Origin of the sequence: Peribacillus sp. FSL R5-0717 (assembly GCF_038002945.1) — a bacterium.
Taxonomy (GTDB): Bacteria; Bacillota; Bacilli; order Bacillales; family DSM-1321; genus Peribacillus; species Peribacillus frigoritolerans.
On sequence record NZ_JBBOOF010000001.1, the window covers coordinates 256621 to 271868 of the forward strand.

General features: G+C 39.1%; 18 protein-coding genes. 2 read left to right on the forward strand and 16 right to left on the reverse strand.

What is annotated here, in order from left to right:
• Window positions 1-43 precede the first annotated feature (43 nt).
• The 11 genes from NYE65_RS01215 to NYE65_RS01265 all read right to left on the reverse strand — a co-directional run bounded on the left by NYE65_RS01215 (window position 44) and on the right by NYE65_RS01265 (window position 8641).
• On the reverse strand, window positions 44-628 hold the full coding sequence (locus NYE65_RS01215; protein WP_057277322.1) for a YpmS family protein: 585 nt from the start codon (window positions 626-628) through the stop codon (window positions 44-46).
• On the reverse strand, window positions 625-1467 hold the full coding sequence (locus NYE65_RS01220) for an SGNH/GDSL hydrolase family protein (protein ID WP_063590834.1): 843 nt from the start codon (window positions 1465-1467) through the stop codon (window positions 625-627). Before NYE65_RS01220 ends, NYE65_RS01215 begins: the two co-directional genes overlap by 4 nt.
• Before the next feature lie 278 nt (window positions 1468-1745).
• Window positions 1746-2336 carry an SCO family protein gene (locus NYE65_RS01225; protein ID WP_340859581.1) on the reverse strand — a complete coding sequence of 197 codons (591 nt, stop codon included), beginning with the start codon at window positions 2334-2336 and terminating at the stop codon, window positions 1746-1748.
• 153 nt (window positions 2337-2489) lie between these two features.
• Window positions 2490-3332, reverse strand: a complete 843-nt coding sequence (locus NYE65_RS01230; RefSeq protein WP_328176898.1) for a DegV family protein — start codon at window positions 3330-3332, stop codon at window positions 2490-2492.
• A gap of 226 nt (window positions 3333-3558) precedes the next feature.
• Window positions 3559-3822 (reverse strand): DUF2535 family protein, encoded by a 264-nt coding sequence (locus NYE65_RS01235; protein ID WP_306804680.1) that lies wholly within the window; start codon window positions 3820-3822, stop codon window positions 3559-3561.
• A gap of 135 nt (window positions 3823-3957) precedes the next feature.
• Window positions 3958-4704, reverse strand: a complete 747-nt coding sequence (tatC, locus tag NYE65_RS01240) for a twin-arginine translocase subunit TatC (RefSeq protein WP_034307555.1) — start codon at window positions 4702-4704, stop codon at window positions 3958-3960.
• An 85-nt stretch (window positions 4705-4789) separates the two neighbouring features.
• A complete protein-coding gene (gene tatA, locus NYE65_RS01245; RefSeq protein WP_034307557.1) occupies window positions 4790-4981 on the reverse strand; it encodes a twin-arginine translocase TatA/TatE family subunit in 192 nt (63 codons plus the stop codon).
• A gap of 193 nt (window positions 4982-5174) precedes the next feature.
• Window positions 5175-6443 (reverse strand): threonine ammonia-lyase IlvA, encoded by a 1269-nt coding sequence (gene ilvA / locus NYE65_RS01250; RefSeq protein ID WP_034307560.1) that lies wholly within the window; start codon window positions 6441-6443, stop codon window positions 5175-5177.
• 150 nt (window positions 6444-6593) lie between these two features.
• On the reverse strand, window positions 6594-7079 hold the full coding sequence (locus tag NYE65_RS01255; protein WP_057277318.1) for a dihydrofolate reductase: 486 nt from the start codon (window positions 7077-7079) through the stop codon (window positions 6594-6596).
• Window positions 7076-7870 carry a thymidylate synthase gene (locus tag NYE65_RS01260; RefSeq protein ID WP_048686772.1) on the reverse strand — a complete coding sequence of 265 codons (795 nt, stop codon included), beginning with the start codon at window positions 7868-7870 and terminating at the stop codon, window positions 7076-7078. Before NYE65_RS01260 ends, NYE65_RS01255 begins: the two co-directional genes overlap by 4 nt.
• A gap of 57 nt (window positions 7871-7927) precedes the next feature.
• Window positions 7928-8641, reverse strand: coding sequence for an anthrax toxin lethal factor-related metalloendopeptidase (locus NYE65_RS01265; protein WP_328143954.1), 714 nt, complete (start codon window positions 8639-8641; stop codon window positions 7928-7930).
• Between the two features lie 224 nt (window positions 8642-8865).
• Between NYE65_RS01265 and NYE65_RS01270 the strand changes: the two genes are divergently transcribed.
• On the forward strand, window positions 8866-9108 hold the full coding sequence (locus tag NYE65_RS01270) for a hypothetical protein (protein ID WP_048686776.1): 243 nt from the start codon (window positions 8866-8868) through the stop codon (window positions 9106-9108).
• A 646-nt stretch (window positions 9109-9754) separates the two neighbouring features.
• On the opposite strand, the gene NYE65_RS01275 is transcribed toward NYE65_RS01270, so the two are convergent.
• The 3 genes from NYE65_RS01275 to NYE65_RS01285 all read right to left on the reverse strand — a co-directional run bounded on the left by NYE65_RS01275 (window position 9755) and on the right by NYE65_RS01285 (window position 11697).
• The gene (locus NYE65_RS01275; RefSeq protein WP_340859582.1) at window positions 9755-10042 is read right to left on the reverse strand and encodes a hypothetical protein; all 288 of its coding nucleotides are present in this window, start codon (window positions 10040-10042) and stop codon (window positions 9755-9757) included.
• A 71-nt stretch (window positions 10043-10113) separates the two neighbouring features.
• Window positions 10114-10884, reverse strand: coding sequence for a TerC family protein (locus NYE65_RS01280; protein ID WP_340859583.1), 771 nt, complete (start codon window positions 10882-10884; stop codon window positions 10114-10116).
• Window positions 10885-11079: 195 nt separating this feature from the next.
• Entirely contained in the window at window positions 11080-11697 is a 618-nt protein-coding gene (locus NYE65_RS01285; RefSeq protein WP_340859584.1) for a YpjP family protein, read from the reverse strand.
• A 436-nt stretch (window positions 11698-12133) separates the two neighbouring features.
• On the opposite strand from NYE65_RS01285, the gene ggt reads away from it, so the two are divergent.
• Window positions 12134-13822, forward strand: coding sequence for a gamma-glutamyltransferase (ggt, locus tag NYE65_RS01290; RefSeq protein ID WP_268591202.1), 1689 nt, complete (start codon window positions 12134-12136; stop codon window positions 13820-13822).
• On the opposite strand, the gene NYE65_RS01295 is transcribed toward ggt, so the two are convergent.
• Entirely contained in the window at window positions 13823-14602 is a 780-nt protein-coding gene (locus tag NYE65_RS01295; RefSeq protein WP_340859585.1) for a class I SAM-dependent methyltransferase, read from the reverse strand.
• Between the two features lie 76 nt (window positions 14603-14678).
• Window positions 14679-15107 (reverse strand): BrxA/BrxB family bacilliredoxin, encoded by a 429-nt coding sequence (locus NYE65_RS01300; RefSeq protein ID WP_057277313.1) that lies wholly within the window; start codon window positions 15105-15107, stop codon window positions 14679-14681.
• Window positions 15108-15248: the final 141 nt, after the last annotated feature.

The following is a 15248-nucleotide window of genomic DNA, read 5'->3' on the forward strand; positions in this document are numbered from 1 at the left end:
ACCAGGATGCATCGATCCTGGTTTTTTATCCATTTATTCACGATCACTGTAATGATGATGGGATGGTCAATAAAAATGAAATGTCATCATTTTTCAGATCGAATTCTTTCGCCTTCACCCTTATATCGCTTTTCAGTTCCATATCCTGTAATGACACATAAATACTTTTATCATTGGGGCTTATGCTAACCCATTCAGGCATATTATATCGCTCATTAATCAAATTCATTACATATGAAACAGGAAGGTTCATTTTACCGACTGCAATTGATTTTTGCTTAAGAATCAAATCCCCATTCTTTTGGGCAATTGGTTCAAAAGTCAATTTCATTTCCACTTCACGGTTGAAAAATGGCATTGTTCCGTATAGCTCCACCTCATCCGTTAAATACACTTCATAGTGAATGGATCCCGTTAACCCCTCTTTATCCAGATACTGGTTGATTAACCTTGTCAAATCTTCCCGATTCGTGTGAATTTGAAATTGGATATCTTCTTCGCGGCTTACTTTGGGTATCAGCTCTTTATCTTTAGTCGGCAGATTAACTAAAATCGTTACAAACAGGATGACCAGGATGTTTAAGGCTAATAGGGAAATAAACAAAGTCTTCCATTTGACATTTGTCATTCTTGGTCATCATCTCCTTTGGCACTCGCTTCCAATGTGTCCTTTCCGATAGTGGTAATATCCATATCATTATAAATTCTTGTCGCGATTAATTCATATCCGCGGTCATTTGGGTGAAAATAATCCTCGGCATAAAGCAAATCTTCTTCGGGATTCTCGAAAATGTCTGCTATTTCAATAAAATATGCTGAATCATATTCTTCAATGATCTCTTTTCCACTTTCATTCCAATCATTCATGATCATATCAAGTTCATAAAAATCTCCGAACCATTTGGAAAATGGATTATAGACGCCTACAAGGTATATTTGCGCAGAATCATTTTCGGAGCGAACCTTATCAAGTATCTGCCTTAATCTTTTTTCATACCCTATTTTTGCCGAATCAAACTGATTCAGTTCCAGATTGGAGAAATTCTGTTTAAAGACCTTCATGATATCATTTCCACCGATTGTGACGACAATCGAGTCAGCTTGCTTTATGTCCTCTTTAATCCTAGTCTTATCCAGTCTTTTCAATAGTTGGTCGGTCCTATTTCCACGTATGCCATGATTAATCATCTCAACGGAAGTAATCGATGGTTCTTTTTCCAGCTTATTTTGTAAATAAGGCAGATACCCGCCATTATCTTTACTATCACCGACACCTTGAGTCAAGGAGTCGCCAATTGACACGATTTTCACAGGGTCCGGAAAAAAGCTGGCAGGAATGGTTTCCTTTTTACTCAGCTCAACTATGCTTTTCTGCTGAACAGATGGCTGATTTGAGGCTGTTTCATTTTGACTGCAGCCTGAAATCCAAACTAGGCATATGAAAAGACAGGTGATTTTGTACCTCATGACCCTCACCTTCCTACCCATATATTATATCATGCAGAAAACGAAAAATTGCAAACAATATACCTTCATTGTACTTCCAAAATTGAGCATTCCTTACTATACAATATGAAAAACGCTGTGAATTAAAGCTAGTCCTATAAAAATTAGCATGTTACTTAGCATGTAAAATCATTCTTCACTACCGCTGTTTCTTCAAAAACTTATTGCTCATTTTCACCATCGATAAAGCCAGGTAATTAAGATGGATGAAAACAGAAAGAACAGGTCATTTAACCTGTTCAATAATTCTGTAAAATTTTAATATGCTTAATGATTTCATCAAACGGAATATCCTGCAGACCTGTATAATCCATGATGATCTTTCCTTCTTGATCCATCAGAAAAAAACTGGTCCCATGAATCACCTGATCTTCCGCTTCTGGTTTTTTGACGATCGTTTTAAAGTTTTCCAATGCAAACTGCTCGATTTCTTCCTGTCCATAACCGGTCAGAAAGTGCCAATTGCCGTAATCCACATTAAATTGGTCACCAAATTTTTTTAAAACATCAGGTTTGTCAATTTCCGGATCCACGGAAAATGAAACGAACTCTACATCCTTAATCCCTTCATCCTTCAATTGCTGCTGCAGCTTCGTCATATTCGAAGTCATGGGGAGACAGACCGTCTCACAGCTCGTGAATATAAAATCCGCTACCCAAACCTTTCCTTTAAGATCGCTTTTTGAGAAAGGCTTCCCCTCCTGATCGATATAACTGAAGTCTTCAAGGTCCCAATTTTTGGCATCAGGTACACCATTGGAACCGCATGCTGTCAACAGCAATAAAATTGATGCTCCCATAGCTGCCATAAGCAATTGCAGCTTTCTCATCCCTACCCCGTCCTTTATGTATAAAATATTCTGTTACTTCATATATTCTAACAGACCATCCGGAATGAGGACAGCAACTATTTCTACGAATTAAAGACAATTGTAAAAGTGACGAAACCGCCGCCAAACGCAGTTTCATATGGGATATCCTTATCAGTCCCAATAATACATGATCGCCATGGCGCCTTCACCTGTATGGGTACTGACAACGGCAGTCGTTGCTTCAATCTTTATGTCTTGATATCCTGTTAAGTCTGCAATGGCCTGGCGGACCTTATCCGCTATTTCAAGGCCATTCGCATGTACAAAACCGATGCCTCTAATCTTTTTGCCTTGAGTCTCTTCTTTGAATTTCTTGATGATGAACTTGACGACCTGTGACTGGCTCCTGGCTTTGGATACAGGGTTCAGTACACCATCATCAAGAAGTGCAATCGGCTTTATGTGCAGCAATGAACCGATAAAAGCAGAAACTTTTCCAATCCTTCCACCCTTAACGAGGTTATCAAGTGTTTCTATGACAATGATTAAACTTGACTGCTTTTTAATATGTTCCAATCGTTCAATTATCTCGGCTACGGATTTTCCTTCCTTCGCCATCTTCGCTGCCTCGATCACCTGAAATGACATCGCTTTTGAAATGAATTTCGAGTCAAGAACGGTAACCTTCGTTTCAGACATGCTAGCTGCGCTTTCCGCTGAACGAACAGTACCGCTCATGCCACCTGTCATATGTATGGAAATAATCTCGCTGCCGTCTTTTCCGAGTTCATCATATACCTCCACAAAGGTACCTACGGCCGGTTGTGAGCTTTTTGGCAGTTCTTTTGACTGGTTCATCCTTTTCAGGAATTCTTCTTGTTCGATTTCGACCTTATCCAAATAAGTCTCCCCATCTATAAAGATCGATAAAGGGACCATTGTAATATCATAAAATTCCAGTTCCTCTGGTGTCATATCTACTGTCGAGTCTGTTACTATCTTTACTTTATTCATCATTACACATCCCTAAATTAACATATCTATTGTATTATACCTATTCAAGGTAAGCATTCAAACCAAAGGTTTCATTTTTCGACTGAAGTGATACTTATCTTTTGAAATGATTACACAAAAAAAGACCGTTCCATGAGCTAACCTGAACACATGCCGATACATTCGATATTGCATGGCATTCGTGTCATCTCTTTTAACGGAGATGTTAGCTATGGAACAATCCGCATTAAGCATTATTGAGTAAACTTCCAAAAAAAAGCTTGTTGTAAACGGGCCATTTGAGTACGGATGCTAAATAATGCTTAAATGAGTAATTTTCTTTATGATCTTTATTGGCAAAAACCTTCTTAACAAATACTTCCAAACGCACGGTCAACATAAAAAAATTCGGATCACTAGGCAGTAAGACAGGTATTTCTGAAATGGTGACCTTATGTCCAAAACAATCTTTGAATTCCAAGCATTTGAACATCAAAATATCAATCCTCATTTTTAACCGATTGCTTACATTATACACAATAAATCCAAAAGTATAAATATTCAAATGTGTAAAAAAACAGAGAAATCAGATTGATAATCATAAAAAAAAGACCCATAAGGGCAAAATGCCATTATGGGCTTCTTCTTATAAACCTTCCTCGTAGGTGTCTTCCCGCAAGCTTTCACGTCTCACCCTTCGTTTATAGACGACTTTAGATAATGAAATACTGATTTCGTATAATAACAGCAATGGAACCATCACCATAAAGTCTGACATAAAGTCAGGCGGCGTAATCGATATCGCTATGACAACAAGTACAAAGTATGCATACTTCCTTAATTTTTGAAGCACATAAGGATTTATTATGCCAAGGGAGGTCAAAAACATGGTAACGACAGGAAGCTCGAATAAAACAGCAAAAGGTATCGTCATATTAAATACGAATGAAAAGTACTTATCAGCTGTAAAACTGGTTATGAACATCCCATCACCCAATTCAATCAAAAATTGAAGAATGGTCGGGAAGATGACAAAATAACCGAAAGCAAGCCCTCCGATAAAAAGCAGGAAAAGTGCTGGAATATAGGCAAGGGTCGCCCTCACTTCATTTGGCATCAAAGCGGGTTTAACGAATAACCAGATTTGCAGGGCAATTACCGGTATCGTTGCCGCAATGGCTACGACACCTGCAAGCATGAAGTAAATCCAGATAATATCACTCGGTCCCAATACCATCAGGTCAAAATCGAGATCTTTCACGAACCAATTATAAATCTCCTCAACATAAATAAAGCTGGCGATAAAAAAGATGACAAAAGCAACAGCTGTAATGATGAGCCGTTTTCTCAATTCATCGAGATGATCGATGATATTTAATTCCTTATCTTCCAAAGTTGATCACGCCTTCATCTGAAAATCCGTATCTTTGTTACAGCGTAAAGGCGCAAGACGATTCCATCTTACGCCCAGCATTCAATCATTCATGATTTTTTTGTTGTAGCTTCTTATCTTCTTCATAATCACCTTTTGTTAAATCACTTGTGGATTTTTTAAACTCACGAAGCGTTTGTCCAAAAGCACGGCCAATTTCTGGAAGTTTCTTCGGACCAAAGATAATTAATGCCAAAATTAAGATTAGAATTAGACCAGGTACTCCAATGTTCGACATGGATACATCCCCTTTGGTGTTGTAATTAGACCTACTCCGATTATAATACCATTTCCAACCAATTGAAAGGGAACTGGCAATTCGTCATAGAATGGTAACAATTATCGACAGTATGCCCATATACGACTGGGCCGGCAGATAAAATGTAAAAACATAGGTATTATTCTATCCTAATTTAACATTTTATCCATGTTTAAATCAACAAGTGAAATAAATTACTGTCTTTATTGACCTCTACGAAAGAGAATCCTTTCTTGTTCATCCTTTGGATGAGCCCTTCATAATCATTTTTATCTTTTAGCTCTATACCAACCAGGGCCGGCCCGCTTTCTTTATTATTTTTCTTCGTATATTCAAAACGGCTTATATCATCATTCGGTCCTAACACTTCATCAAGGAATTCCCTTAAAGCGCCAGCACGTTGTGGAAAATTCACGATAAAATAATAAAGCAGCCCTTCATATAATAAGGATTTCTCTTTAATTTCCTGCATGCGCCCAATGTCGTTATTCCCTCCGCTGACCATGCAAACAACCGTTTTTCCTTTGATTTGTTCTTTATATGAATCCAACGCGGCTACAGATATAGCACCTGCCGGTTCAGCGACAATCGCATGCTGATTATACAAATCGAGAATCGTCGTACAGATTTGGCCTGAAGGTACGACAACGATATCTTCCAGGTTTTCCTTACAAAGCTGATATGTCAACTGTCCCACACACTTGACAGCTGCTCCATCAACGAATGTATCTATTTTTTCGAGTTCAGATACTTTTCCTTCCTTGAAGGAGTATTCCATCGAAGCAGCACCTTGCGGCTCAACTCCAATGCATTTCGTATTTGGGGAAACCGATTTGAAATAACTCGATACTCCGGCCATTAACCCGCCGCCGCCCATAGCGGCAAATACATAGTCGATTCCATCTTCACAATCGTTCAGGATTTCTACAGCCGTTGTACCTTGCCCGGCGATTACCTTTTCATCGTCAAATGGATGGATAAAGGAACGCTCTTCTTTTTCACAGCATTCCATCGCCATGGCAAATGCATCATCGAATGTATCCCCTATTAGGATGATCTCCACATTATCCCTGCCGAATAGCTGAACTTGATCGACTTTTTGCCTTGGAGTTGTAGCAGGCATATAAATTTTCCCGTGAATGCCCAATTGGCTGCAGGAAAAAGCAACACCCTGTGCATGGTTTCCTGCACTGGCACAAACGACTCCGTTCTTCGTCTCTTCCTCGGTCAGGCTTTTCATTTTATAGTAAGCCCCTCTTAATTTAAAGGAACGTACGTGTTGTAAGTCCTCGCGTTTTAAATAAACATTACAATCATATTTTTCAGAGAGCCTCTGATTTTTTTGTAAAGGTGTATGTAAAACGATTTCTTTCAGTTCTCTATAGGCAATTAGAATGTCTTCCAATTGAATCCCCCTATTCTTAGATGCAGTCTGATTCATAACAATCCCTCATTTCCTTTCTGATGAATTCAATCATTATAGCACTTTACTGTTATTAATGTAATTGATTTTTCTAAAAATTCTTTCTTTTGGTTGTCCCATACCAAAAAAATCCGATTATGGTCATTTCCCCATAATCGGATTAGCACTTTATTTTTTTTGTAGAATAATAAAATCATGTGCAAATCGATTTTTTTCATCGATGTTGCCTGGGTTTGAGGAGATTTCATCCCATTCATTTTCATCAATCTCGGGAAAGAAAGTATCCCCTTCGAAAGTTTCATGAATTTCCGTAATATACAGGCGGTCGGTAAAAGGAAGGATTTCCTTGAAGATTTCGGCTCCGCCAATTACGAAGACTTCCGCTTCATGGTTATCTGCGAACATTTTGATTTGTGCAATATCATGTAATACTACGCAGCCTTCCGCTTCAAATTCCTGATTGCGGGTGACGATGACATTTTCGCGGCCAGGCAGGACCCTGCCGATCGATTCAAATGTTTTTCGCCCCATGACGATTGGATGGCCCATCGTCACTTTTTTAAAGTACTGCAGATCTGCCGGTAAATGCCATGGCAGTTTATTGTTTTTACCTATCACACGATTTTGATCCATAGCCACTATCAACGATATCATATGCTAACCTCACCTTTTATATGGGGATGGGCTTCGTAATTTTCCAAAACGAAGTCCTCGAAGCTAAAATCAAAGATATTTTTCACATCCGGATTGATTTTCATGATTGGCAATGGTTTCGGGTCACGAGTCAACTGCAGTTCCACTTGTTCAAGGTGGTTAGAGTAGATGTGGACATCCCCGAAAGTATGTACAAATTCACCAACTTCCAAATCACACACCTGGGCGATCATCATCGTTAAAAGCGCATACGAAGCTATATTAAAAGGAACACCTAAGAAGACGTCCGCTGAACGTTGGTATAGCTGACATGAAAGCTTGCCATCAGCAACATAGAATTGAAAGAAAGCATGGCAAGGCGGCAAGGCCATTTCATCCAGTTCCCCAACATTCCAAGCACTGACTATCAATCTTCTTGAATTTGGATTCGTCTTGATTTGTTCGATCAATTCACTGATTTGGTCGATTTGCCTTCCATCGGCCGTTCCCCAGGAACGCCATTGATGACCATAAATCGGACCTAATTCCCCCTTTTCATCCGCCCATTCATTCCAGATGCGCACACTGTTTTCCTGAAGGTACCCAACGTTTGTATCACCCTTCAAAAACCATAATAGTTCATGGATAATCGCTTTTAAACTAACCTTTTTCGTTGTAAGTACAGGGAATCCATCTTTTAAATTGAATCTCATTTGATATCCAAAGGTACTGATCGTTCCTGTCCCCGTACGATCACCTTTTTGCGTTCCATTTTCGAGTACATGCTTACATAAATCTAAATATTGCTTCATGATAAACCACCTTTTCTACTTTCATTCTCCTTATTTTAACGTATTATTGCCCAATGTTTAATCTAATTGTTTAATAAAATTATAAGTCTCGGGTGCTTTTTGTCTAAGCAATTGATTTTGTTCATTGTTCACATAAAACATGGCGAACGTTTCTGCAAAATATTCCTCAGGGTAGTTGGAAAAATACGTAATCCCAGGAAACAGCCCATCCACTTCCTTACCCCAAATCTTTAAATAATCCATGTCTTCACGGATTCCATTAAACACTATATTATCAATGGAGTGCCCCAGCTCATGCAGTTCCAAATTAACCGAGCCATGCCCGTTGCCCTTGTCACTCGCCCCGATTTTAACCAATACCGTATGGGATCCGCCCATACCAGGCACATCATCCCAAGTTGTTTCTTTATTCAAATAACCACGCGGAGTTTTCCCCTTTAATTTAGCCGCGGATTGATTTTCCGTTATATCGCCATCGAATAGTTTGATCCTCACACCACTTTCCGCTGTTTTCACCAAAAGTGAATGAGGCAGTTTATTAATGGTTCCAGCAATTTTCAGTGCTTCCCCTTGATCGTACTCCTCTTCTGGAAATAAAAATATTCTTTGCAATTCTTTATTTCCCTTAAAAAGTTCAGCTTGTCTTAAAAGATTATCTTTGGGTAAATTCCGCCATTTTACCCCATCATCTTTCGCTAATGAATAGGAGAGCATTGAGAGTAAAAAGACAAACAATGCAAATATGGATAACCACCATTTCTTCCTTTTCATACTCTTCTCCCCTTTCTTCATTCTTCATGTATCGTTAAGAAAATATATGTTATTTAAAATCTCTAAATCTTACATACTATTATATTAGTATAACATATTGTCTAAATGTAAAAGTTCTATGTTTTTTTGGTAATTTTGGTTGCACATTCATCCTGAGAAGAACCATTGATCCGCGGTTTTCATATATCAAATATATATAATCGTAAAAGGTTTAAGGTGATCGCATGGAAACCAATAATAAAAAAGCCATCTTGAATGAGCAACATGAACTTGCTGAAGAAGTCCTTGATATTTACAGTTTAAAAGTGTTTATCATTCTCGACCTTTTTCTGTTCTCCATTTTCTTCGGCATACTGCTGCATCCGCTACTGTCTTCTCTATGGCTTAACTTTTTATTGCCTTTGCTTTTTTTCACTACATTTACCGCTCTTCTTCAAATACTTGATATTTTCCATAAAAAAAGCTGACATCATTTTTGATGTCAGCTTTAGACGGGTAGGCAACCTCGATGAAAAATCAAGTTTGCCTACAGTTTTTTTATATGAGCACAATTTAGACGTTGATTTCCGCTCCAGGCACTCGCTTTCCGCGGGCGGTCCGGTAGCCTCCTCGGCGCTTTTGCGACTGTGGGGTCTACCCTCGACTCGCTTTTCCCGCAGGAGTCTCGCACCTTCCACTTCAATCAACTTGTGTTTAAATTTTGGTTATGTTAAATAATATTGTTGTTTTTGTTCAAATAAATGAGCCATTCTCTTATCAGAGGTCTCATAATCATTTTAACTTTTGAAATTACTCGTACTTACATAGCTTTGGAACTACAAAATCGGGAAAAGTCTTGATTATTTTTTTATATGTTGCGAAATACGATTGACTTGAGATAACCGCAATGTTATCTCCATCATAGCCAATCCAAAAAATACTTGTATCGACTTCTACTTTAACCACTACTGTTCCTGCAATTTTCCCTTCCCAATTTCCTTTCCATTCTCTTTGTTCTACACTAAATACATCTTTGTTTGTGGACCATAAAACTAAATCATTCCCACTACCAAGAGTAATATAGAAAGGGAAAATCTCCTGAAACTGCTTTTCATTCTGGATTTCAGTAACAACTTATCGGTTAGTTAAGTATCTATAACTGATATTGAATTCCTTGCAATTATGTTCAAACTCATCTTTGCAATTGCAATAAGAAGAAACCTCAGCACAAAAATAAAGTGGAAATGCTTTAATATTTCTCATCCATAATGGCAGGAAATTTTGATCACATTCTGGTATATAAAAGCCATCCATTGAGAAAACATATGGTGTAGTGCCTTCTATTGCAAACGGGAAAAAACCTCCAGCATCAGGATTTGAGTCATAATATCTCTTCGGGAAATAGCCAACTTCTATATTCAATTTTCCGTCCCCGTTGTTCCAATGTATTCATTTATTCTACTATATTTTGATGACAGCTTTTTAAATGGCGCTCAGCCATGTTCCTTGACCTTTTTCCCTTTCTTCAAATGATACACGATTGTAGTGCCGAAAATCAGTAATATAAAGACAAAAAAGATCGCAGGCGGGATTTCGATCCCTGCAACTGCCATTAACATTTTTATTGCAATGAATCCGATAAGGACATAAGCGGCGGTTTCCAATTCTGGAACCTTATCTATCAATTTTAGAAATACTCCGGCCACTCCCCGCATCATCAAGACACCAATCATTCCGCCTGTCAAAAGGACCCAGACTTTTTCACTCACTCCGAAAGCGGCCAAGACACTATCGACGGAAAATGCTATATCCATCAATTCCACTGCCGCAACCGTTCCCCATAAAGTACCAAACATTCGGATCAGTAAGCTGTTTTTACTCATTCCCTGGATATCTTCGTCGATCCCAGCTTGTTTTTTTCTTTTATCCCTAAAGTATTTAAACGAGAGCCAACCAAGGTAGGCGGCTCCAATCACCTTCACCCACCAAAGCTTTATGAGGAAAACACCGATTCCAATCGCTATAAATCTAAAAGCATAAGCACCTAACAAACCGTAAAATAATGCTTTTTTCCGTTGTTTTTCAGGAAGGTGCCTGACCATTATAGCTAATACCAGAGCATTATCCGCTGATAGTAATCCTTCCATTAAGACGAGCGTTCCAATCAATCCCCAGCTAACCGGATCGGATAAAACCTCCACCCACATATGCCAGTCAAAAAATTGAGCATACGTTTGCACGATGTTATTTAACAACTCTGACATGATAAAGACTCCTCTGTTCCTATAACAGCAAAATTAGAAAACCTTTTAAAATAACATTGTTCCCAGTTATGATAAAAACTTTACTTTAAGTTTAAACACAAAATAAATACGTTGCAGGACAACGTATCATTCGATGCTAATTAAGTTTCATTTCATCATACTCTTCCACTTAAATAAAATCAACGAAACCCACCACTATGAGAGCTTTTGTTTACTCGTCCACTGTGGCGGCGTATTTTTATCCCAATATATTTTCCCTATATTATAATGGGTGGCAAATGAATCATGATGGGTATGATAGTGAAAATCGAACCAATGTCCTTCCAATGGGGGATTTTCCTGCCTTACATGGAATCTGATGATATCCTTGCCGCTGTTTGAATCATAAATATGGAATATTTTCTCGGACCTGCCGGCACTCGGCTGCTCAGTGATGGTTAATTGCTGTAATTTTTCATCCGGAAATTGTGCAGCCATTTCTGTAATGGCTTCTTCCATTTTTGGTAATATGACCATTTTGAATTCATTGCCAATTTTTGGATTGATCTTATCGCCAAATTTCATAAATGCGTTTTCCTCTGCCTTATTCAGGATGTCCGATAAAAACTCCTCCCGGTTGAATTCCTCTTCAAGTTCATTCGAATCCTGCGAAGGAAGATAAGCTAATCCCTCTTCTTCCACTATGCCTTTTTTAGTATCCTTTAACGAATCGGCTTCCGCTAACCACGCCAGATCTGAAGGAGTAACAAGACCAAACGTCAAAACGGATACTAAAATGACGAGACTTTTCCTGAACCATACCGCTGCTTTCAACTCACACTCCCCCTCCTTTTTAGTATTGTCTTTATATTTAGTATACTTTTATTTTTTGGTAATTACGAATATATAGTTACCCATGTTTTAAAAATCAAAAAAAAGGATAAATACCTATATAAAGTTTAATGAACTCGAACTTTTTAATAAATATCAATAAATTTACATTTAAATGAAGGATTTTGACGATTTTTGGAGAAATTAATTAGATTCAAGTCTTTTTAAGGAGGGGTCTTATATGGCTTCGACTGCCATGGTGGCTTTATGTCTTGTAACATTAGCATTTTTCGTATATTTATCATTTGCTGATTAAGAATAAATGAATACCTACGAAAAATCTCCTTGTCATTTTTCTACAATGACAAGGTTTTCTTTTCACTCAAACATAAGTTTACCTTTTTGGCAGATAAAAGGACTGAATAATGGAGGAATCATTTTGGAAAACAACAATGAGAAGGTAAAAGATAAGGATTACAAAAGGGAAACTGCGAAAGGGAGCTCCGGAATGGTCGTTACGGCTCATCCTGTTGCAACTTCAATAGGGGAAAAAATATTACGTGAAGGTGGAAATGCTGTCGATGCGGCCGTCGCCATCCAATTTGCCCTAAATGTTGTTGAACCAATGATGACTGGTATCGGCGGAAGTGGTTTTCTTATGGTATATAATGCAAAAGATAAGGAAACGAAAATATACGACGGCCATGTAAGGGCACCTAAAGCCGCACATCGAGACATGTTTCTTGATGAAAAAGGGGAAGTCATCCCTTTTAAAGAGAGATCTATCAAAGCAACAGCGGTTGGCATTCCTGGAATACTGAAAGCTATGGATGAAGCACTCGCCGAAAATGGCAGCAAGCCATTGGCAGAACTTATCGAGCCATCCATTGAATTTGCTGAAAAAGGAGTTCCCGTCAATTGGGTTCTATGCGATGCTCTTAAAAACTTTGAATATCGATTGGGCGATGAAGCGCGTAAGTTCTTCATACCAAACGGAAAACCCTATCAGGATGGCGATTTGCTGATTAAAGAAAAATTGGCGAATACCTATCGGATATTACAACGTGAAGGAATTTCCGCTTTTTATGAAGGTGAAATCGGAGAGGGCATTATTTCCTGCATACAAGAACTTGGAGGGTTCATGGAGCTTTCTGATTTAAAGGGCTATAAAGCTACTATCGATGTACCAATGTATGGGACTTATAAGGATTATTTAATTGCTTCATCAAATGCGCCAAGTGCCGGCGGATTCACGGTCATTCAAATCCTGAAAATTTTGGAAAGCTTCCAAATCGAACAATATGACGCCCGTTCTTGGGAAAAATATTATTTAATCGCAGAAGCGATGCGTCTGGCATTTACAGATAAAAAAGCATTTCTCGCTGATCCCGAATTTGCCGAATTGCCATTGGCGGGTCTCATGCATGATGAGTATATAGCAAAACGCCGCTCATTCATTAATTTCAAGTCAAGAAATAATGCCATTGACTTCGGAAACCCTTGGATTTATGATTCCGTGCAACAAAGGGAAGTCATTCCGCAACCTAATGAAGAAGAGATCAGTGAAACGACGCACTTCACAGTCCGTGACAGATGGGGTAATATCGCAGCATGCACTTCTACAGTGGAACATCCATTCGGATCAGGCATTATGGTTTCGGACTATGGTTTCATGCTGAATAACGAACTTACTGATTTTGATTCCATTCCTGGCGGCATGAATGAAGTGCAGCCCAATAAACGCCCAGTCAGCTGTAAAAGCCCGACCATCATCTTTAAAGACGGCGAGCCGATCTTGACCTTAGGGTCACCAGGAGGACCAACCATCATCAGTTCAGTCGTACAAACGATCATTAATGTACTCGATTTAAAAATGGATTTGAAAGCAGCCATCGAAGAACCTAGAATTTTCACTCCGATGGGTCCTCATATTGAATGGGAGCCTGGAATGGATATGACTAGCAAAGGCCACTTGGAAGCAATGGGCTTCGCCTTTAATGAAGTTCCCCACTCAATAGGGAATGTCCAAGCGATTCAAATCAACCCTGATGGCTCGAACTATGGCGCTGCCGATTCAAGCCGGGAAGGCTGTGCCATGGGTCTGGACGAAACAGATTATAAATCGTGATCACTGGATAGAAATGAAGCCAAAATGGAATTTGGATGTTTTTCTTTTTAGTACCTCAAATCCAAATTCCTCAAAGCGGGAGCTGCGGTAATGGTCTTTCAACACGACTCTATTGCGCGCAACCCGCTTGGCTTCTTTCATTATTTCAACCGATAGATCCTTACCATCCGCAAAATGAGTCAGTCCCCTGATACCATTCGATTCCTGAATCGTTTCTTCAAACATGGGATCGAAATATACGACATCAAAATGATTATCCGGCAATGTTTTCAATATTTCGTAATGGTCACCCTGCCTGACCTCTATTCTTCTCATCGCAGAAATCATTTTTTCTTCTGCATCCTCCCATGTTTTCATTCCACGGTCCACGAGCAAGGCCAAATATTGATTTCCTTCCAATCCGACAACCCGTCCATGATCACCCACCGCGAAACTTGCGACAATCGCATCAGAGCCCAATCCCAAGGTACAATCAAGCACAGCGTTCCCTTCATTTATATCTCCGGCAATGAGAAATGGATCACTTTCTCCGCGCATTATTCTTTTTATACGGATCATCGCCAGGTTCGGATGAAAAAAGAATGGTTCTTTTTCCTGATATCGATATAACTCCATCCGCTTTTTACCAAAAACAAGGCAATCATCTTCATTATGTTCCGCTTGGATATCTTTCACCGATCGTTTTCTTCTTGCTATAAAGGGGATTTGCAATTCTTCAGCTAACCTTTTGGCTAATATCATCGTTTCTTTATCGGCTCTTCCTACTGTTGTGACAAACATGAATCCTACCCCTTCATACTCTCTTAAAATTTGAAAAGAATGCCCTGTTTCCAGGACATTCCGCTTCATCACTTATTTACTTACTGAACGCTGCCAATAAATTTTCCATGATGGCTTCCATTGGCTGTCCTTCTATATCATGGCGAGGAATGAAATGTACAACCTCTTTGCCTTTTAAAAGAGCCATGGATGGTGAAGAAGGTTCTATTCCATCGAAGTATTCGCGCATTTTAGCTGTCGCTTCCTTATCTTGGCCTGCGAATACAGTTACCAAATGATCTGGCTTATTGTCCGCTTGGAGTACGGCTTGAGTAGCAGCTGGACGGGCTAACCCGGCAGCACAGCCGCAAACTGAATTCACAACCACAAGTGTCGTACCTTCCACCGATTCCATAAAGTTTTCAACAGCTTCAGCGGATTCCAACTCATCAAAACCTGCCTGCACCAGTTCCGCACGCATTGGTTTCACCATTTGTTTCATATATTCATCATATGCCATCGACATAAAAAAACCTCCTTGGTTACAATTCTTCAATTAGTATAATGATACTATATTCTTCAGTGCATATGCAAAAATGACGCTTAAAGCTTTGTAAAATTTCATGTTTCTTCACAAAGAAACATGGTGACAGAATCCAGTTTCCTT